This is a genomic window from Vibrio sp. K4 (genome assembly GCF_051122595.1).
GTDB lineage: Bacteria > Pseudomonadota > Gammaproteobacteria > Enterobacterales > Vibrionaceae > Vibrio > Vibrio owensii.
This window is the reverse complement of record NZ_CP178578.1, coordinates 2,176,738-2,195,841: the sequence shown is the minus strand read 5'-3', so window position 1 is coordinate 2,195,841 and position 19,104 is coordinate 2,176,738. Positions and strand designations below refer to the sequence as shown.

Annotated in this window: 18 protein-coding genes; 12 read left to right on the top strand and 6 right to left on the bottom strand. The window is 44.5% G+C overall.

Translation table 11 applies throughout. The features are described from left to right. Positions 1-21 precede the first annotated feature (21 nt). Positions 22-1,284: an L-methionine/branched-chain amino acid transporter gene (yjeH, locus tag ACLIIY_RS27290; protein WP_434528919.1), complete on the bottom strand. Its 1,263-nt coding sequence runs from the start codon at positions 1,282-1,284 to the stop codon at positions 22-24. Between the two features lie 176 nt (positions 1,285-1,460). Here yjeH and ACLIIY_RS27285 point away from each other — a divergent pair, with 176 nt between their 5' ends. From ACLIIY_RS27285 to ACLIIY_RS27265, 5 genes are all read left to right on the top strand, one after another. Continuing rightward, positions 1,461-1,916, top strand: a complete 456-nt coding sequence (locus ACLIIY_RS27285) for an Lrp/AsnC family transcriptional regulator (RefSeq protein ID WP_005442432.1) — start codon at positions 1,461-1,463, stop codon at positions 1,914-1,916. After that, entirely contained in the window at positions 1,913-2,290 is a 378-nt protein-coding gene (locus ACLIIY_RS27280; RefSeq protein WP_434528918.1) for a nuclear transport factor 2 family protein, read from the top strand. The genes ACLIIY_RS27285 and ACLIIY_RS27280 overlap by 4 nt, the downstream gene beginning before the upstream one ends. Next, on the top strand, positions 2,280-3,194 hold the full coding sequence (locus ACLIIY_RS27275) for a LysR family transcriptional regulator (protein WP_408697163.1): 915 nt from the start codon (positions 2,280-2,282) through the stop codon (positions 3,192-3,194). Before ACLIIY_RS27280 ends, ACLIIY_RS27275 begins: the two co-directional genes overlap by 11 nt. Positions 3,195-3,302: 108 nt before the next feature. Then, positions 3,303-3,917, top strand: coding sequence for a LysE family translocator (locus ACLIIY_RS27270; RefSeq protein WP_005433441.1), 615 nt, complete (start codon positions 3,303-3,305; stop codon positions 3,915-3,917). A 336-nt stretch (positions 3,918-4,253) separates the two neighbouring features. After that, complete coding sequence (locus tag ACLIIY_RS27265; protein WP_227739837.1) at positions 4,254-4,592, top strand: hypothetical protein; 339 nt, start codon at positions 4,254-4,256, stop codon at positions 4,590-4,592. Positions 4,593-4,706: 114 nt separating this feature from the next. On the opposite strand, the gene ACLIIY_RS27260 is transcribed toward ACLIIY_RS27265, so the two are convergent. Then, positions 4,707-4,928 carry a hypothetical protein gene (locus tag ACLIIY_RS27260; RefSeq protein WP_005442428.1) on the bottom strand — a complete coding sequence of 74 codons (222 nt, stop codon included), beginning with the start codon at positions 4,926-4,928 and terminating at the stop codon, positions 4,707-4,709. 256 nt (positions 4,929-5,184) lie between these two features. After that, entirely contained in the window at positions 5,185-6,618 is a 1,434-nt protein-coding gene (locus tag ACLIIY_RS27255) for a glyceraldehyde-3-phosphate dehydrogenase (RefSeq protein WP_434528917.1), read from the bottom strand. A gap of 631 nt (positions 6,619-7,249) precedes the next feature. Between ACLIIY_RS27255 and ACLIIY_RS27250 the strand changes: the two genes are divergently transcribed. Next, complete coding sequence (locus tag ACLIIY_RS27250; RefSeq protein ID WP_434528916.1) at positions 7,250-9,886, top strand: ATP-binding protein; 2,637 nt, start codon at positions 7,250-7,252, stop codon at positions 9,884-9,886. A gap of 59 nt (positions 9,887-9,945) precedes the next feature. After that, a complete protein-coding gene (locus tag ACLIIY_RS27245) occupies positions 9,946-10,935 on the top strand; it encodes a Gfo/Idh/MocA family protein (RefSeq protein WP_045417014.1) in 990 nt (329 codons plus the stop codon). A gap of 78 nt (positions 10,936-11,013) precedes the next feature. Here ACLIIY_RS27245 and ACLIIY_RS27240 read toward each other — a convergent pair whose 3' ends face one another. Beyond that, on the bottom strand, positions 11,014-12,339 hold the full coding sequence (locus tag ACLIIY_RS27240; RefSeq protein ID WP_045417010.1) for an MATE family efflux transporter: 1,326 nt from the start codon (positions 12,337-12,339) through the stop codon (positions 11,014-11,016). A gap of 123 nt (positions 12,340-12,462) precedes the next feature. Then, a complete protein-coding gene (locus ACLIIY_RS27235; protein ID WP_005442423.1) occupies positions 12,463-12,777 on the bottom strand; it encodes a DUF496 family protein in 315 nt (104 codons plus the stop codon). Between the two features lie 239 nt (positions 12,778-13,016). Between ACLIIY_RS27235 and ACLIIY_RS27230 the strand changes: the two genes are divergently transcribed. The 5 genes from ACLIIY_RS27230 to luxQ all read left to right on the top strand — a co-directional run bounded on the left by ACLIIY_RS27230 (position 13,017) and on the right by luxQ (position 18,316). Further along, complete coding sequence (locus ACLIIY_RS27230) at positions 13,017-13,220, top strand: hypothetical protein (RefSeq protein ID WP_009704769.1); 204 nt, start codon at positions 13,017-13,019, stop codon at positions 13,218-13,220. A 93-nt stretch (positions 13,221-13,313) separates the two neighbouring features. Continuing rightward, positions 13,314-13,967, top strand: coding sequence for a YceH family protein (locus ACLIIY_RS27225; protein WP_171371141.1), 654 nt, complete (start codon positions 13,314-13,316; stop codon positions 13,965-13,967). Further along, complete coding sequence (locus tag ACLIIY_RS27220) at positions 13,964-14,287, top strand: GIY-YIG nuclease family protein (protein ID WP_009704767.1); 324 nt, start codon at positions 13,964-13,966, stop codon at positions 14,285-14,287. Before ACLIIY_RS27225 ends, ACLIIY_RS27220 begins: the two co-directional genes overlap by 4 nt. Before the next feature lie 352 nt (positions 14,288-14,639). Further along, positions 14,640-15,737, top strand: a complete 1,098-nt coding sequence (locus ACLIIY_RS27215) for an autoinducer 2-binding periplasmic protein LuxP (protein WP_009704766.1) — start codon at positions 14,640-14,642, stop codon at positions 15,735-15,737. Then, positions 15,737-18,316: a quorum-sensing autoinducer 2 sensor kinase/phosphatase LuxQ gene (gene luxQ, locus ACLIIY_RS27210; RefSeq protein ID WP_009704765.1), complete on the top strand. Its 2,580-nt coding sequence runs from the start codon at positions 15,737-15,739 to the stop codon at positions 18,314-18,316. The genes ACLIIY_RS27215 and luxQ overlap by 1 nt, the downstream gene beginning before the upstream one ends. A 59-nt stretch (positions 18,317-18,375) precedes the next feature. Here the strand turns inward: luxQ and ACLIIY_RS27205 are convergent, their stop codons facing one another. Next, a complete protein-coding gene (locus tag ACLIIY_RS27205; RefSeq protein WP_270050297.1) occupies positions 18,376-19,038 on the bottom strand; it encodes a PilZ domain-containing protein in 663 nt (220 codons plus the stop codon). Positions 19,039-19,104: the final 66 nt, after the last annotated feature.

Below are 19,104 nucleotides of genomic sequence, written 5' to 3'. Positions count from 1 at the left end.
TTTTTTGGGTGCTTGTTTTACTTATTCAGTCAGCCGTCTAGTGTGCTTTTTTCGCCATTGCTTCCATGGAAAAGAGAGCACGGCAAAAATAGTAACGGCGTAGAGCATAGACCAACCTAAGCAAATGAATACTGCTGTACACAACACAAGAGAAATTCCCGCGAGGATCTTTCCCCAACCTTGTAGCAACTTGTAAGCAGCAAGCATTGCTAATAGATAGACCAGCACAAAAATACCATTCGCAAGTTTAAGGAAGAACTCCAAATCCAATCCGGATAGCGAGCCAATAACACAAGAAGCAAGCAATATAGCGCCAACGATTAAAGTGGCATTGGCTGGAACGCCTCGAACTGACACCCTCGCGATAGCGCCGGTTGGCTTGTGTTCTCTTGCTTGCGCCCACACCATTCGAGCTAAGCTTTGAGTGTAGAGGTTCACACTCGCAAAACATGCAGAGAAGCCGATAACACTGATTAGCCACTTGGCACTATCACCAAATAGATGGGCACTTAGCCAAGGAATCGATGCGCTGTCGAACTCTGCACTGCCGTAAGCACCAAATTTTAGTATCACAACAGAACATGCCCAATAGGTTGCGCCCGCAACAAAACAGCCAACGATAATCGCAATTGGGAAGTCTCGCTGTGGGTTCTTAAACTCTTCGCCCATATGAGCAAAAGCTTCTATTCCAACAAAACACCAGAACATCACGCCCAAAGCTGCTGCAATCGACCACGTTGAATCCATCGTAATGACAGGCATGGTTAAATCGACAGAGCCAACATCGCCTTTCCACAGAAATGCACCGACCAAAGCAAAAATGCTCAGTGCGATGATGGTTTGTAAGCGACCTGATGATTTGGTGCCGAGCAAGTTGACCACCATTAACAGAGCGACCGTGAGAATTTGAGCGAAAAGGTGGTTACTAATGGACTCTGGTAACAGTTGTTGTAAAAAGCCTGCAGCAAGTGCGACAGCGGCAGGCACACCAACAGGAATGACGCTAACAAACAACCACGCCACACTGCTCTCTAGCTTACTGTTGAAGGCTTTGCGGACGAAAAATGCTGTGCCGCCAGCACTTGGGTAGCGTTTGCCTAACTGAGCAAAGGTAAGCGCGATAGGGCAAATAGCGATGAATAAGATAATCCAAGCCCAAAGCGAGAAGTGACCTGCAATGCCAGCGGCAATCGCTGGGATCATAAATAGACCTGTGCCCATTAAGGTTGTTGAGAGCTGACCGATTCCGGATATCAGCGTAATGTCTTTTTTGAGTTGTTCCATAACGACCTCTGAACGTCTAGGTAATGCAAGCCATAAGCATATCTAAATTCTGCACAGCAAAATGATGTTGTCGACCGTCAAAATGACGGTTGTTTTGCCGATAAAACGCAAATTGTCGGTTTTCAATAAGTTGTAATTGAGTAGAATGACAAAATTAAGGAAAGCTTGGTGATGTTATGGACAAATTTGATCATCAGATCATAGACCTCTTACGGCAGAACGCCCGTCTCTCTATTACTGAAATCTCAGAGCAAGTTAACTTGTCACGTTCTGCTGTGACCGCACGAATCAAAAAGCTAGAAAAAGACCAAGTGATCCTTGGCTATCATGCCGATATTGCAACATCGAAAGAGTCGACGATTTGCGCGTATATGGCGCTGAAATTTGATACATCAGCCTCTAGCCATCACTGTGATAACTACGCGAATGATCTGTATAAAATCGATGGCGTGAAATGGTGCCATGCGATCAGTGGTGAAACCGATATGATGTTATTCGTCGAAGTGCCAAATATCGCTCGCCTCAACGAGATTCGAGACTATATCCAAAGCTATCCAGAACTTCGTAACGTGATGACACATACCGTGTTAACGGAGTTTTTCAATACCACAGGGAGCAAGTTCGTAAAATGACCGAGAAAGATATCGTCCTCAATTTCTGGAAAGTAATGGCAAGCAATGACTTCTATGCGGCAGCAGAGCTCCTTTCGCCTGATTGTGAAATTGTTTGGCCACTGACAAAAGAAGTGATTCGTGGCAGAAGGAATTTTGCCCAATTGAATTCTGCTTACCCAGCAGAAGGTGAGTGGACTTTTACGATTGAGCGTATTGTGGGGGAAGGCGAACAGGTGGTCACTGATGTGATAGTTAGCGATGGGGTTCGCTCTGATCGCGCGATTACTTTCCACACCGTACGAGATGGATTAATTTGCAAGCAAGTAGAATACTGGCCAGAAGAGTATTCCGCTGCAGATTGGCGCGCGAAGTGGGTAGAACGTGCTGAATAATATTAACCTGAATCTGCTTCGCTCTTTGCATGTATTGCTTGAAGAGTGCCATGTGAGCAGAACTGCAGAGCGTTTGCACATCACCCAATCGGCGGTAAGCCGTCAATTAGCGCAGTTACGTGAATTGTGCGGCGATCCTTTATTGGTTCGACAGGGTAACCAACTCATTCCAACACCAAGAGCATTGCTTCTAAAAGAGAAGTTAGATGACTTATTAGCGGAATTCGATCACCTTCTCGATGACAAGCCTTTTGAACCTGAGGATTGGAAAGCGGAGTTAGTATTTGCATCCAGTGATTATGTCGCTCAATACGTCCTCCCTGACATTGCCTCTCATCTGAGTGGCTTTGCTCCTCAGTTAGATATGGCGTACCGACTGTGGCAGCCAGACTTTCTAGATAAGCTGCATGAGACTGGTATTCATATCGCGTCTTCAATGTATCCAGAGAAGCCTCAGGGTGTATCTAGTGTGAAGATTGGTGAAGACTCATCAGTTTGTTTGATGAAAGCTTCTCATCCGTTAGCAAAGCACGACAGTATCAGTGTTGAAGATTTAATTTCTTACTCCCACATTAAAGTCACAGGCGGTGGAGATAAAGATTCCTACACCGACTTAGCATTAAGAGAACTAGGGCATACACGTCATATTACGTTCAAAGTGCCTTTCTTCTCTGCTGCCATCAATCGCTTAGTTTCTAGTGAACATCTGATGGTGGTTCCAGAGCATATTGCGGTCAATCTTGCGAAGCATTGGGACTTAGCCCATAAAGCACTGCCTCTCGAAACGCCTATTCATCAGTATTGGTTAATGTGGCATCCAAAATACGATACCGATCCAGCGCATAAATGGGTGCGCGAAGAGATTCGTTCGGTCATGCAGATTTCAGAGTATTCCATCCGATAATAAATGCCTTATTAGGTTATGATTTGAAATCATGCTTAGTATGAAAAACTTTGATTTCTAATTATACCTGTTCCGTTGATAGATTAGCGTCAAAGAGGGGAGATTCTTATGACACTAACAGTTTGGTTATCACTTTTTACCGTGTGTTTACTAGGGGCGATGTCGCCAGGTCCAAGTTTAGCGATTGTCGCTAAGCACTCGTTAGCTGGTGGCCGCGTGAATGGTTTGGCTACCGCATGGGCGCACGCGTTTGGGATCGGTATTTATGCGTTCATTACCTTGATAGGTTTGGCAGTGGTACTTCAACAAAGCCCATTGCTATTTAAGACTATCAGTTTGGCAGGTGCTGCTTACTTGGCGTATCTCGGTTTTAATGCACTGCGCTCAAAAGGTGGTGTGGCAGCGAAGCTCGAATCCGGTGAAGAGACGACAGTTTTACAATCGGCGCGAGAAGGCTTTCTTATTTCGATTTTAAGCCCAAAGATTGCTCTGTTCTTCATCGCATTGTTCAGTCAGTTTGTGGCACTGGGTAACGATCTGAGCAACCAAATGATTATCGTCGCGACACCGTTTGTCGTCGATGGTTTGTGGTACACGTTCATCACATTGGTGCTGTCGAACTCGCGCGTTGTGGACCGTATTCGCTCAAAGGCAGTATTGATTGACCGACTATCTGGCATCGTTTTGATGCTATTAGCTGTGCGAGTGGTTGTGACGATTTGATCATCATCCAACTTGTCAAAAGCAGCCTAAATTGGCTGCTTTTTTGTTTAATTAGTTTGATTTTTTTATGAATTATTCGCATTCATTTGACATGCTCTATAGTTAAAAAGATTATTATCAATAAATGTTACCTTGGTTCATAAATCAGGTATTATTGGTGAGATTCCCTACTCTGACAGTGAAGTCTCTAGCTAGAATCATCATTCAACTGGTGTATTTAACATAGTGACTAATTTGGTCGCATATAACACCTAGATAACTTGTTCGAACAAATGGATTTTCCTTACCCGCCGCACAAATGGGTTTAAACAAGATCTTGATTTAAGTGAGAGAAAAGTGAAAAAAACACTTGGCTTGATTCCTGCCGCGTTATTGACTGGCTTGCTTTTTTTAGCTTGGTTTTTTCTGACTGGAAAGAGTTCGATGGGTTTTCTAAGCCTATTCTTTTTTACCGTTAGCTGTGCGTTTTTAATTCGATCGTACATGCATAAAATTGATCCTGAATCCTCTTTGTATATCAGGAGCAAGATTGAAGATATTCGCGGTGAAGGAAAAGCTGCTTTTCTGTGTGGTGAGCCGAAAGTGGCGAACCCTTATACAGGTGCTGATGGTGAGCTTTGGGATGAAGGTTATGATTTAGCTAGTAAGCAAAACGCCCAAGAGAACAAACTCTAATTTTGCCATTGTTTTTTTCTACAGACAAAAAAACATCCTAACTCTTAACGAGATAGGATGTCAGCAAAGAAGGTTGCTCAGGAACATAGGGGGAGTGTGGAACCTTCAGAAGCGTTAGCGACGAACTTCTTCAAACTCGCCTTCAATCGCGTCGGATTTGCCCGTATTGAATTCATACTCTTCATGCATTTCTTGTTGCATTTGCTTCACGCGCTTTTCAATACGTTTACCAGTAATCAGTGCAGCGATGGTCAATGGAATCGCCATGATTAGGCTAAATACCAAAGTAAAAAAGCCAGTAATCAGTGCTAGTGCAGTAACGATAATTCGATTCATAATCATGACCTCTCTTTCAATCTATGGGTTCATATTAGTGCGCTGAACATGAACGAAACATGAATATACCGTTCAATTTCGCATCGATTTGTCTGAGGAATGTCAAAGTGTCTTAAAAACGAAAAAACGCCTGAGGGTCATCAGGCGTATAAGCGGGGAAGTATATTAGTAATGCGCAAGGCGCTTATTATTTAAAACAAATGCTGGGGTGTTGCTCGTTACACATTGTGGTTAACGTTGTGGAGCAAGGTTCACCTTATTGAGGGAATGTTTGGTAACGAACGCCCATCATTTGTTCCATACAGTGCACAACTTGGCAGCTGTAACCGAATTCGTTGTCGTACCAGATGTACAGCACACAACGCTTGTCTTGAGCAATGGTCGCTTGGCCATCTACTACGCCTGCGTGGCGAGAGCCAACTAGGTCGCTTGATACGATTTCTGTCGAATCTGTGTAATCGATCTGCGCAGAAAGCTCAGAGTTTAATGCCATTTCACGTAGGTATTCGTTCAGCGAATCACGGTCTACATCTTCACCTAAGTTTAGGTTCGCAACTGCCATTGATACGTTTGGAGTCGGGACACGAATTGCGTTGCCTGTCAGTTTACCAGCAAGTTCTGGCAGTGCTTTTGCTACCGCTTTCGCTGCGCCTGTTGATGTCAGAACCATGTTCAATGAAGCGCTGCGACCACGGCGATCGCCCGAGTGGAAGTTGTCGATTAGGTTTTGATCGTTGGTGTAAGAGTGAACGGTCTCAATGTGGCCAGACAGCACGCCGTATTTATCGTTAAGTGCTTTTAGAACCGGAGTGATGGCGTTAGTCGTACAACTTGCTGCAGAGATGATGGTGTCATCTTCTTGAATCACAGATTCATTCACACCAAATACGACGTTCTTGATGTCGCCTTTACCTGGCGCGGTAAGCAGTACTTTCTCTGCTCCGTTACAAGCCACGTGTTGGCTAAGACCTTCGGCATCACGCCAAACACCTGTGTTATCGACAACAAGCGCATTGTTGATGCCATAAACCGAGTAATCCACATCACTTGGGCTGTTAGCGTAAATGATTTGAATGTAGTTACCGTTCACGATCAGCGCTTTACGCTCTTCGTCAATCACGATACTGCCGTTGAATTGTCCATGAACAGAGTCACGACGCAGCAAGCTAGCACGCTTTTCTAGGTCGCCTTTCTTGCCGCCACGCACAACAATTGCACGCAGACGCAGTGGGTAACCAGGACCGCTCTTTTCAATCAGCAGGCGAGTCAATAGGCGACCGATACGACCGAAACCATAAAGCACCACATCACGAGCAGCCAGAGATGAATCTGCATCGCGAGCACCATGTAAAGCGGTGTGTAAGAAGTCGTTAAGTGCAGCTGTGTCTTCGTGATCTTTCCAGTACATACCAGCAAGCTGACCAACATCTACGCGGCAAGATGAAATGCTCATTTCGCACAACGCTTGGATGATTGGCATGGTTTGTTCTAGAGAGAGAGGGCTTCCGGTGTAACGTCTTGCAACACGGTGAGTTTTGAGAATGTCTATGGTTGTTGCGTTGATAAGTGTTTTACCAAACAGAACCACTTCGATTCCTTTTTGACGATACAGCTTACCAATAAGAGGGGAGATAGATTCAGCAATCGTTTGGCTAGTTTGCCAGTCTTGGAGATATTTCTCTGGACTCATTGTTGTTTTGGACCTTTCACGTTTTGGGGGCTGACCTTACTTTCTGCTGTTACCTCAACGGTAGAGCGTGAAGTGAGGGTGTTTTGTAATTGGGTTGTAATAATTATGTGTGCGGATTGTACGGGTGGAGGTCTTATTCTGCTAGGAAAAATAAATCCAGTTTAAAGTGTGGTAAATCGTCATTTTAATGGTTGATTAATGTGACTAAGGCAGGGTTTGATGGGGATTGACTTTTTACAAATATGATACTTAATTCGTGATGATAACGGATCGCTTCAAATGGAAAGCTTGTAACAATGATATTGTTTGTTTTGTTTTTGTGATGCCCGTTTTCTTTAACACGAAAATAGTAAACGTTTCAGGCGCTTTTTAGCGATAGTTCGGGATTCACCAATGGTATGAGTCGATTTAACCAAATCTGTTTAAAATTGATGCTGCAAAATTTTGCAAGCAATCACACTTTTTGTTTGGTTAACCTTGGTGCAACAAAGGGCTCTAAGTGTTGTTTTTGCCTATTTGAGCAGATAAGCGAAGCAAAAGCGTCAATAAAACCCTTCGCATAAGTTCATATTCAATCTATGAAAGTAGTCTAGTATTAATTCGAGGGCCTTTTATTAACTCGGGCGAACGGATGATAAAACTTTCTATAAAATTACGTTTAGCTCTACTCGCACTGTTACCTGCGGTGGTTATTTCTGTGTTTGCCGTTCACCAATTCTCTGTTAACTCCCAACGAGTCGCCAGACTCAATCAAACCGTTAGTAATATCCAAGGCTTAAAGCTGATTTCAGAAGCCTCTCACTTTGTATACGAGATGGAGAAAGAGCGTCACCAATATGGAGAAGAACAGCCTCTTCCTATTGAAGTCAAAGTTCAACGAGATAAAGCGCTCGCTATTTATGACAAGTTCATGAAAAACAGCCACACCTTGGAGTATTCCGAAGATTTAAAGCAAGCCATGTTAGATGTGATCTCTGGTGACATAAGGGGCAGTGTGGATGCAGGAGATTGGTCATTTCGTCTCTTACAGGAAATGTCTGAAGCATTGGTTCAGCATTACCACCTATTCGACAGTGACGAAGCGCATTGGATGCAAGACTTCATTGCTTATCTCGCGCAGCTTTCTTATTGGACTCAAAAAGAGGCATGGTTAACCTATCGCTTGGTGTTAGAGCCAGAAAGCAAGCCGAATCAAGGGATGTTTTTCCAAGCAATTGAGCGACAACAGCAAAGTTTGGAAGGGTTTCTAAAGCTAGGGGCTTCAAATGAGCAAGTTGATAAACTACTGAGCTTGTACACATCGCCGCGCTATCTCTCTAGCATTGAAGCTCGTGGACGTTTGATGGCTGGTGAGTTGTCGCAAGCGGACTATGTGACTTATCTGAGAGACCTCGACCATCGCGTACAGCGTTTACAAGTGATGACGGAAGGGTTCACTCAGCAAGTCGAGAGTGCGCTATTAGTCCAAGTCAGCTCTCAAAAACAAAGCATCACGCTGATGACGTCGGGAGTCTTGGTCATCATCGTTTTGTTGTGTTGGTTGGGGTTTGGTACTTGGTATCGAGTGCACAGCAAACTAGACGCCATCATTCACTCTCTCAACACTCTCATCCATGAACATGTGAAAGGAGAGAAGGTTGCCGTCGACGGGAATGATGAATTCACCATTTTCGCGCAGCAAGTCAACCGCATGATGGAAGAGCAAAACCGACAAACAGAAGAGATTCTGAAAACCAAAGAGTCAGCCATCTCTGCAAACCGCGCAAAATCGGTCTTTCTTGCCAGTATGTCTCATGAAATACGAACTCCGCTGAATGGCATTATTGGGATGACGGAGATATTGTCCCAAAGTGATCTTTCCGATCATCAGAAAGAAGTCTTAACCGATATCGATACTTCGTCTCATACGTTGTTGACTCTACTCAACGACATTCTTGATTTATCGAAAATTGAATCTGGCCACTTGCAACTTTCTTTAATCGAGACGGACATTCGCGAGGTCGTCTATCAGTCGATGATTTTATTTCAATCCAAGGCAACGTCTAAGCAATTGGAGTTAAACATCAACCTGGATGAACGTATTCCTCCGCGCATTATGGTCGACGATCACCGAATCAAACAGATCATCATGAACTTAGTCTCGAATGCGGTGAAGTTTACCCATGAAGGGCACATTTCAGTCGATGTTGATTATCAAGAGTCGACGACGCAAAAGAGCGTTTTCCTAACGTTCAGAGTGACAGACACAGGGGTAGGTATTGAGCGAGACAAACTGAATACCATATTCGAACCTTTTACTCAGGAAGATGAAGGCATCTCACGCCAGTTTGGTGGCACCGGATTAGGTTTAGCGATTTGTCGTCAATTGGTTGCCATGATGGGGGGCAAACTCACTGCGACATCATCTAAAGGGATTGGAACCAGTTTCGAATTCTCAATCGAAGTGGAAGTGCTTCCAATTGTTGGCTGGCGTTCAGAAATAATCCGAACCGGTATACTCATCGCAGACCAATACCCTTACACCGACCAAATCGTTAAAGAATGCCGCTTGGCAGGAATACAACTCTCAGAGGTTAAGCACATTGATGATTTGACCTCCTCCGCAAGAGAATCTGAAGTCATTTTTTACTGTCATGATGGCCAAAGTAAGCTGGATTCAGCTATTGATGAGTTAGAGAGTTATGTCGACGCAAGCCGAATCATTGTGTGTCAGCATCATCTCACTACCACCTATACCAACTCGGAACGAATTCATGCGGTGCTGACTCAACCATTCCTTGGAAATCGCTTTAGGCATGCCATTGATGAGCTTGCTCAAGTTGAGCAGAATGCTAAAAGTTACCATGTCACGCAATCGGCTGTGATTCACAATATTAATCAGTCACGCACGCATCGTCGTATTTTGATTGCCGAAGACAATTTGATGAACCAAAAGATAGCCAGTTTCTTTCTAGATAAAGCAGGGTACGATTATCTCATCGCGAGCAATGGGCAGGAAGCTCTGGAGGCAATCACCACAGGCGAACAGTTTGATGCCATATTGATGGATTGCATGATGCCAGTAATGGACGGGTTAACTGCGACAAAAGAGATTCGTCGTTGGGAGAAAGAAGTTGGGAGCGACAAAATCACAATCATTGCTCTGACAGCTAGCGTGCTAGAAGAAGATATCCAAAACTGTTTTGCTGCAGGGATGGATGCATACTTACCGAAACCTTACAAATCGAATCAACTATTTGAGTTGTTTAATGAACTAAAGCTTGCTTAAATCGCACTTGAAAGCCGGACTCTTTACGGCTTTTAGAACGATAAAGAAAAGGAAGTAACATGTTCAAACTTGCTGTAATCGGGACAAACTGGATCTCTCAACAATTTGTTGAAGCAGCGATTCAGACCAAAGAATTTTGCCTTCAAGCCGTTTACTCACGCGATGTAGAGAAAGCGTGCGAATTTGGCTCACCTTACAACGCAGAAGCATACTACGACAGCCTAGAGGCGTTGGGTGCCGATGAGAGTATTGATGCAGTGTACATTGCGAGCCCTAACTCATTTCACGCGCCTCAAGCAATGCAAATGCTTAAAGCCGGTAAGCATGTGATTTGTGAAAAGCCAATGGCGTCTAATTACTCTCTTGCTCAAGCGATGTTCAAAACGGCTGAAGAGAATAACGTCGTATTGTTTGAAGCTTTCATGTCGCCATACACACCAAACTTCCAAGTGCTAAAAGATAGCCTTCCGACGATTGCTCCTCTTCGTCATGCCACCATTAGCTACTGCCAGTATTCTTCTCGTTACCAGAAATACCTGAACGGTGAGAACCCAAATACCTTCAATCCAGAGTTTTCGAACGGTTCTATCATGGACATTGGTTACTACTGTGTTGGTTCTGCTGTTGAGTTGTTTGGAGAGCCTAACAGCGTACAAGCAAGTGCTCATGTTCTGCCTTCTGGCGTTGATGGTTGTGGCAGCGTGACGCTCGCTTACGATGGCTTTAATGTAAACCTATTGCACTCGAAGGTGAGTGATTCACTTATTCCAAGCGAATTCCAAGGTGAACAGGGCAGTGTGTTGGTGGATATGATTGCCACAGGTCGTGGCGTTGAACGTATCCTACGTGGCGAAGACAAAGAGGTTCTCACGCTACCTCAAGAAGAGAACCACATGTTCTATGAAGCGCAGGCGTTTGCTAAGCAACTGAAACTTGGCTCGATTGACCCTCAAATGAAGCAGCGCTCATTGACGGTTGCCAAAGTGCTTACTGAAGTGAGAAGACAAACTGGTGTTGTGTTCCCTGCCGATAAAATCGCATTAGGCTAATTTACTCAACTTCTCAATCAAACACTGAAAAGCCCTCGTTATGAGGGCTTTGTTTTGTGCGATATTCTTAAATTGTTTTTAAGTGGATGCAAGCTTATGAATGGTTTTGCGATACGTAATATAAGCGGCAATGCCAGCCATTATGTTACCGAGACAAGCTCCGATAAGTAGTCCTTTGATTCCGCCCATTTGTGCACCGACCCACAGGCAAGGAAGGAAAAACAAGAACAGACGCAATGCTGAAATCGTTAACGCGGTGTATGACTTGCCTAAAGCGTTACAGATAGACACCATCAGCATACACACGCCCAAAGAGCCTAAGCTAATTGGCACTATCATCAGGTGCATTTCAAGTACGTTGGTCACTTCTGCATCGCTGGTCATCAGTAGCGCAAGTGGGTTTGCGGCGATAAACGTAATCACTGCAATCATCAGCTGGAAACCTAGAATGAACTTCACCGCGATAGAAATCAGCGACTGGATATCAGTGTAGTTTTTTGCACCCAACAAACGACCAACCATCGGTGGCATAGACATGGTTAATGCCAATACCGAAACGATAGCGAAGAACTCGTAGCGAGACCCCAATGCCCAAGAAGCGACAGCGGCAGTACCAAAGCCTGCAAGTAGCTTAGTTGCTAACATAGAAGAGAGCGGTGGTAGAAGCTGGCTGATCATCGCTGGGCCCATGATATTACCAATGGAAGTGATGCTCTTAACCACATTCAAATCTTGCCACTGGAAGGTTGCCCAATGGTTTTTTTGAACACGAGGAGCGACGACCAATATACCGAAACCAAAGGCGATGATGGTGGCAATTGCCGCACCGTTAATCCCCAAATCAAACGTGAAGATAAATAACGGATCGAGCACTAAGTTCACGCCGCTGGTGACCATCATCATGGTGCCAGGTAGCATGGTGTTGCCATTTGCGCGGCAGATACTGTAGTAGAAATACAGCACCGCACCTACCCAAGAACTCAACAGCCACCAAGGCCAGTAACTGTCGATAATTGGCATTACGGTATCAGGTGCACTCAACAGCGAGAGAATAGGGTAGCGTAATAGCCAGATAAGCAAGCCAAATACAGCCACACCTACAGAGCCAATCATCAGGACGAGACCGCCTAGTTGTTTTGCATAGCGAATGTCATTTGCGCCTAGCGCTTTTGAAATAACAGCGGTGGTAGCAATGCCGAGGCCAACTTGAATGCCAATAACCACCATTTGCAAAGGCAGAGTAAAGCCTTGAGCCGCGAGCGGCAAAATACCCAGTTGACCGATGAAGGCACTGTCAACAAGTTGAAAGCTCATCAATGACAACACACCAAAGAGCATTGGCCATGTCATAGTAAACAGTTGTTTTGCTAACGTCGGTTGTGCGTTAGAAGAAGTAGAAGGCATAGGAACGTTGAGTGTGTTTAGAACAGAAATTGATTTTATTGTACACAGTGTACAACAAAGAGACAAAAAGAAACCCCGAGCAAGTTATCCCTGCTCGGGGTTGAATTCTGAAACTAATTCGACTTATTTTTTGCCGCTAGTTTGCTTGTCTTCTTCAGTCAGTTCGCGGATACGACGGCTGATATCACGACGTGCTTTAGAGATTTCTGCACTCTTGATGATGTGATCGTCAACGCGGTCTTCGTAATCTGCTTTCATGTTTTTGATGATCGCTAGGATTTCATCGTGAGTCATTTCTGGCTTGATGTAGTCTAGTAGGTTTTCTAGTAGATCTACACGTTTACGGTTGTCACGGACTTTTTTCTCGTTATCAAGCAGCTCACGTTTTAGTTTGTTTTTACGACGAGCTTGGTTCACGATTTCAAATACGCTACTCATGGTTCCCTTTCCTAATTTGTGAATATCTGACTCGATTAAAGCACAACATCTCGTGGCATAACAGTCTTTAGATCAAACGTCACGCTGGGTTGAGCATTTATCCATCAATTCTGATGAGCTATTAACAATCGAGTGTTAAAAGCGTGAATGTTGCTCACTTGAACGCAGGGACTCGTTGTCATGGTGATGCCTTCGCTATATTATCAGCGTCATTCAATACAAAAAATATGAAGCTCGAAATGAACTCTGGGACTATTGCGGAGCAAGTTGAAAGCCAAGATGTCGAAACCCAAAACGACTCTCTGGCGGCCAAGCTCAAAGCATCCTATGTTGCGGCGAGAACGCAACTTGAAATCACTGAAGTCGAACTCAATCGTTCGAAGATAATGATGATTGATGAGAATGGAAAAATGACCAAGGTGTCGATTCTCTCAGAGCATTAAGACCTAACCCGATTCGCAAAGGGTGTCAGGTCCATGCGCTATGCTTTAGCCTGATACCCAAATTCAAATGCAACAATAATAAGGAAATGCATTATGAAAGTTGAGCTAACGGCAATTGAAGCACGAGTAATTGGCTGCTTAATCGAAAAAGAAGTGACCACCCCCGACCAATACCCTCTAAGCCTTAACGCGCTGACTAACGCATGTAATCAAAAAAGTAACCGCGAACCAGTAATGTCGCTATCCGAAGCAGATGTTCTGGATGCGGTTGATGCGCTGATTGAGCGCCGCCTAGTCAGCGACGAAAGTGGTTTTAACAGCCGCGTGAGCAAATACCAACACCGATTCTGCAATACTGAATTTGGCGATCTAAAACTGACGGAGCAAGAAAAAGGCATCGTATGCTGCATGTTGCTTCGTGGCGCGCAAACTCCAGGTGAAATTCGCACTCGTACTAACCGTCTGGCTACTTTCAATGATGTAAAAGAAGTCGAAAACGTACTTGAGCATCTAGCAAGTGATGAGAAAGGCCCACTTGTTGTTAAACTTCCTCGTGAAGCTGGCAAACGTGAATCACGCTACATGCACCTATTCTGTGGTGAAGTGGATGTGAGTGAGTTGGCAGTAGCAAGTGCTGCCCCCTCTTCTGCGGGTTCTGAGCGTATTGCTCAATTAGAACAAGAAGTCGCGGAACTTCGTGAAGAGCTTACAGCGCTAAAAGAGCAGGTTGAATCTCTACTTTCATGAGTGAGACTGCCGAGCAGAATTGGAGCGTCTACCTGATTCGTAATAACCGCAATGCATTGTATTGCGGTGTGACTAATAACGTTGAGCGACGCTTCAAGCAGCACGAGAGTGGGAAAGGCGCGAAAGCCTTAAAAGGAAAAGGGCCGTTAACGTTAGAGTGGTCCTGTTCTTTTGAGAACAAAAGCATGGCAATGAAGGCTGAATATTTCATCAAGCAGCTTACCAAGACGAAGAAAGAACTGTTGGTGCAAAAAAGCGCGGATATTCAGGTAGGTGAAGACCAATTGCTTGCATTTCAAACGCGTAAACAACAACGCTAAGAGATCATCCGGTTGCTTGATAGGCGTTTGAGTTAAATCTAGCAAGTACAACCCTCAATCGGTCAAAAAGTGCAAAATTGTGCAGCTAGTTCAACGTTTGTCCTCTAAATTAATACCTAACTATGTCAAAAAATAAACCGCCTTCAAATGGCGGTTTATTTTTGGCGCTTGTGGGTATCATTTCGGGCGCTTGTACCACATAATACGTTGATGTCCGTTCGGCTTTATATCAAAAATATTTATATAGAAACGGACAATTTATGGAAGATGAAATTAATAGGGTAAAGGATGACTCGGCTAGGTAATAAAATAGAGCAGCTCCATGCTCCATAAAAAACTAAATGAGCAACAAATGAATAAAGCGTTACTATTTTCCTTAATTTCTATGGTGAGTTTTTCTCCGGTTACCCACGCCACTCAAGTGTTGAATGGGTACTGGGCATATCAAGAATTCTTAGATGAATTTCCTGAGCAGAGAAAACTGACCAATGCGTTGGCGGAAGCCGTTCGAGAGCGTCCTGTTCCGCTTTCTAAAGCCAAAAAGCGTCCACTCAAAATATCGGTTGTTTATCCAGGGCAACAAGTGTCCGATTACTGGGTAAGAAACATCGCTGCATTTGAAAAACGATTAGACAAGTTGAATATCAACTATCAAATCAACCAAGTATTTACACGACCAAATGCCGATATTAAGCAACAGAGCTTGTCATTAATGGAGGCGCTTAAGAGCAAATCCGATTATTTGATTTTCACGCTTGATACGACAAGACATCGTAAATTTGTTGAGCACGTATTAGATTCCACCAACACCAAATTAATCTTACAAAATATCACCACGCCAGTGCGTGAATGGGATAAGCATCAGCCATTCTTATATGTTGGGTTTGACCACGCAGAAGGCAGTCGTGAACTCGCAACAGAATTCGGAAAGTACTTCCCAAAACACACATATTACAGTGTGCTTTACTTTTCTGAGGGGTACATTAGCGACGTAAGAGGTGACACTTTCATTCACCAAGTTAACCGTGACAATAACTTTGAGCTACAATCAGCGTACTACACGAAAGCAACCAAGCAATCCGGCTATGAGGCCGCGAAGGCGAGTTTAGCGAAACACCCAGACGTCGATTTTATTTATGCGTGTTCGACCGATGTGGCTTTAGGCGCTGTTGATGCATTGGCTGAGTTGGGTCGTGACGACATTATGGTTAATGGATGGGGTGGAGGCTCTGCTGAGTTAGACGCTATTCAAAAAGGTGATTTAGACATTACCGTCATGCGTATGAATGACGATACTGGCATCGCCATGGCAGAAGCCATTAAGTGGGACTTGGAAGGAAAGCCAGTGCCAACCGTATACTCCGGTGACTTTGAAATTGTCACAAAGGCGGATTCACCGGAACGAATCGAAGCGCTTAAAAAGCGTGCATTTAGATATTCAGATAATTGATGACGACAACGCGATCAAACATAAAAAAGCGTCGCTCTCTGGCGACGCTCATTACAAAGATCATCATCCTTGTTCTTGCTCCGATCATTCTAGGGATTTTCATTCAGAGCTACTACTTCTCCAAGCAGATAATCTGGCAAGAAGTAGACAGGACGAAGCAACAAACCTCTGCACTGATCCACAATATATTTGATAGCCACTTTGCGGCGATTCAAATACATCATGACAGCAATTCCAAAAGTGAAGTGATTCGTGACTTTTACACCAGTCGAAATACGGATGCGCTCAACTTCTTCTTCCTCAGCATCGACCAGAGTGACCCGTCACATACACCAGAATTTCGCTTTCTGACCGATCACAAAGGCATCATTTGGGACGATGGCAATGCACACTTCTATGGTGTGAATGACCTGATTCTGGATAGCCTTGCTAATCGAGTGACCTTTAGCAACAACTGGTACTACGTGAATGTGATGACCTCTATTGGGTCAAGGCACATGCTGATTCGCCGAGTACCTGTATTAGACCCACCAACTGGTGAGGTGCTTGGCTTTTCGTTCAATGCCGTTGTGTTGGACAACAACTTTGCGTTGATGGAAAAACTCAAGAGCGAGAGTAACGTTGATAACGTCGTCTTGATTGCCAATAACGTGCCTCTAGCGAACTCTTTGATTGGCGATGAGCCTTATGATGTGGTGGATGTACTGCACCGTAAAGCTTCAGACAGAAGGCTCGATAAACTGCTGGTGATTGAAACTCCAATTGAAGTGAATGCGGTGACGACCGAGCTTTGCCTGTTGACGGTACAAGACAACCAGAGCGTCGTGACGTTACAAATTCAACACATCTTGGCCATGCTCGCTTCTATCATCGGTATGATCATGATCGCGCTCATGACCAAAGAGTGGATTGAAAGCAAAGTGGCAGCTCAGTTGGAATCTTTGATGTCCTATACCCGCTCTGCGCGAGAGGAGAAGGGGTTTGAACGATTTGGTGGCTCGGATATCGAAGAGTTTGATCACATAGGCTCAACCCTAGAAAGTACCTTTGAAGAGCTAGAAGCACAGAAAAAGTCGTTCCGAGACCTGTTTAATTTTGCGCTATCTCCAATCATGGTTTGGTCTGAAGAAAGCATCTTGATTCAAATGAACCCAGCAGCGCGCAAAGAGTTAGTGATTGAAGACGATCACGAAACTATGCATCCGGTATTCCAAGGCTTTAAAGACAAGCTGACACCACACCTCAAAATGGCCGCCCAAGGCGCGACATTGACGGGCGTTAATGTGCCTATCGGTAACAAGATCTACCGCTGGAACTTGTCACCCATTCGGGTTGATGGCGATATCAGTGGCATCATCGTTCAAGGCCAAGACATTACAACGCTTATCGAAGCTGAGAAGCAGAGTAATATTGCTCGTCGAGAAGCGGAGAAATCAGCGCAAGCACGAGCCGATTTCCTTGCCAAGATGAGCCATGAAATCCGCACGCCGATCAACGGCATTCTTGGTGTTGCTCAGTTGCTTAAAGATTCGGTAGAAACGGAAGAGCAGAAGAATCAAATCGACGTACTTTGTCACAGTGGCGAACATCTGTTGGCGGTATTGAACGACATTCTTGATTTCTCGAAGATAGAGCAGGGTAAATTCAATATTCAGAAACACCCATTCTCGTTCACCGACACAATGCGCACGTTGGAAAACATCTACCGCCCAATCTGTTCGAACAAAGGGGTTGAGTTGGTTATCGAGAACAAACTTGATCCGAATGTCGAGATCTTCACTGACCAAGTTCGTCTCAACCAGATTCTATTTAACTTGGTGAGCAATGCCGTTAAGTTCACCCCTTCTGGTTCGATTCGCCTGAACGCCGAGTTGGAGCAATTCTACGGCGCAGACAACAGCGTTTTGGTGGTGGAAATCACCGACACGGGTATCGGTATTGAATCCGACAAACTGGACCAAATGTTTGAACCGTTTGTACAGGAAGAGGCAACGACAACACGAGAGTATGGCGGAAGCGGCCTAGGTTTGACCATCGTGAAGAACCTTGTCGACATGCTAGAAGGTGATGTTCAAGTTCGCAGTAGCAAAGGAGTGGGGACCACGTTTGTTGTGACGCTCCCAGTGAAGGATCGTGAACGCGTATTGAGGCCTTTAGAGGTTAGCCAACGTGTTAAGCCAGAACTCTTGTTTGATGAGAGTTTGAAAGTGCTATTGGTGGAAGACAACCACACCAATGCGTTTATTCTTCAGGCTTTTTGTAAGAAGTACAAGATGCAGGTGGATTGGGCTAAAGATGGGTTGGAAGCGATGGAGTTTCTTGCTGATAATACCTATGACCTTATTTTGATGGATAACCAGTTGCCGCACCTTGGTGGTATCGAGACAACACATGAGATTCGTCAGAACTTACGTTTAGGTACGCCAATCTATGCGTGTACAGCGGATACCGCGAAGGAAACCAGCGATGCGTTTATGGCAGCAGGCGCGAACTACGTCTTACTTAAGCCGATAAAAGAAAACGCATTGCATGAGGCGTTTGTCGATTTTAAGCAGCGATTCTTGCTTGAAAGAACATAATGAAAAAGAGAAAGGGAGCGAAATGCTCCCTTTTTTTGTATCTGATTGTTTGCCAAGTCTTAAATAGTGCTGGCCGAAAAAGATTGCTCCAGCAGTTCATTCTTAAGTGCTTCCGTCATATCGAGAGGCTCTGCAAACTTAACCCCAACAATCCAGCCTTTTTGTAGCTTCTTGATATTGGCGATAGAGCAGCGGTTGTCTTCATCAATGTAACCACTTAAAGGGGACTCAATCGTGATTCTATCCCCAACGGCAAACTCTGGTTCAATCAGAGTGGATATACCGCACCCAGAAAGTGAGAAGTCGACCAAACAGCCGTCGTATTTATTGCTCATGTGGTCGATCGCGCAATCGAGCTGCAATTTATAGCGCTCATGCTCTCGTACTGGCTTCGTTGCAAACGTTGCAGGGATTCGAATAAACAGCAATGGCGAAGGACGAACTAAGTTCATCAACACGCTCGTTTTGAAAGCGACAACATGCCCAAGATCGGTGTCTGACACTCCGCGGATAACCACATCTACGTTGCTGAGTTTTCTTAGCGCTTGTTCTTCTAGCAGACGCGTTGGTATATCGAGAATGATATAAGCGTTTTCTTTTAGTCCCAGATAGGTCGCAGCGTAAATGTACTTTTCGTCCTGACCAAACTCAAAGTTAATTGAGAGTCGCATCCCTGTTTTTAGGAATTTATTCAGTTCATCTTTAGTATGAGTGGATGGCATAACTTCTGACGTTTTAATTTATTATCCAGACAGGTTATCAAATCGCCGTTTTTGCTTTCAATAGGC

Excerpts from the sequence above, each read along its gene's own strand:
- yjeH (WP_434528919.1), bottom strand. The coding sequence starts at position 1,284 with ATGGAACAACTCAAAAAAGACATTACGCTGATATCCGGAATCGGTCAG.
- ACLIIY_RS27285 (WP_005442432.1), top strand. The coding sequence starts at position 1,461 with ATGGACAAATTTGATCATCAGATCATAGACCTCTTACGGCAGAACGCC.
- ACLIIY_RS27280 (WP_434528918.1), top strand. The coding sequence starts at position 1,913 with ATGACCGAGAAAGATATCGTCCTCAATTTCTGGAAAGTAATGGCAAGC.
- ACLIIY_RS27270 (WP_005433441.1), top strand. The coding sequence starts at position 3,303 with ATGACACTAACAGTTTGGTTATCACTTTTTACCGTGTGTTTACTAGGG.
- ACLIIY_RS27260 (WP_005442428.1), bottom strand. The coding sequence starts at position 4,928 with ATGAATCGAATTATCGTTACTGCACTAGCACTGATTACTGGCTTTTTT.
- ACLIIY_RS27255 (WP_434528917.1), bottom strand. The coding sequence starts at position 6,618 with ATGAGTCCAGAGAAATATCTCCAAGACTGGCAAACTAGCCAAACGATT.
- ACLIIY_RS27250 (WP_434528916.1), top strand. The coding sequence starts at position 7,250 with ATGATAAAACTTTCTATAAAATTACGTTTAGCTCTACTCGCACTGTTA.
- ACLIIY_RS27245 (WP_045417014.1), top strand. The coding sequence starts at position 9,946 with ATGTTCAAACTTGCTGTAATCGGGACAAACTGGATCTCTCAACAATTT.
- ACLIIY_RS27240 (WP_045417010.1), bottom strand. The coding sequence starts at position 12,339 with ATGCCTTCTACTTCTTCTAACGCACAACCGACGTTAGCAAAACAACTG.
- ACLIIY_RS27235 (WP_005442423.1), bottom strand. The coding sequence starts at position 12,777 with ATGAGTAGCGTATTTGAAATCGTGAACCAAGCTCGTCGTAAAAACAAA.
- ACLIIY_RS27230 (WP_009704769.1), top strand. The coding sequence starts at position 13,017 with ATGAACTCTGGGACTATTGCGGAGCAAGTTGAAAGCCAAGATGTCGAA.
- ACLIIY_RS27225 (WP_171371141.1), top strand. The coding sequence starts at position 13,314 with ATGAAAGTTGAGCTAACGGCAATTGAAGCACGAGTAATTGGCTGCTTA.
- ACLIIY_RS27220 (WP_009704767.1), top strand. The coding sequence starts at position 13,964 with ATGAGTGAGACTGCCGAGCAGAATTGGAGCGTCTACCTGATTCGTAAT.
- ACLIIY_RS27215 (WP_009704766.1), top strand. The coding sequence starts at position 14,640 with ATGAATAAAGCGTTACTATTTTCCTTAATTTCTATGGTGAGTTTTTCT.
- luxQ (WP_009704765.1), top strand. The coding sequence starts at position 15,737 with ATGACGACAACGCGATCAAACATAAAAAAGCGTCGCTCTCTGGCGACG.
- ACLIIY_RS27205 (WP_270050297.1), bottom strand. The coding sequence starts at position 19,038 with ATGCCATCCACTCATACTAAAGATGAACTGAATAAATTCCTAAAAACA.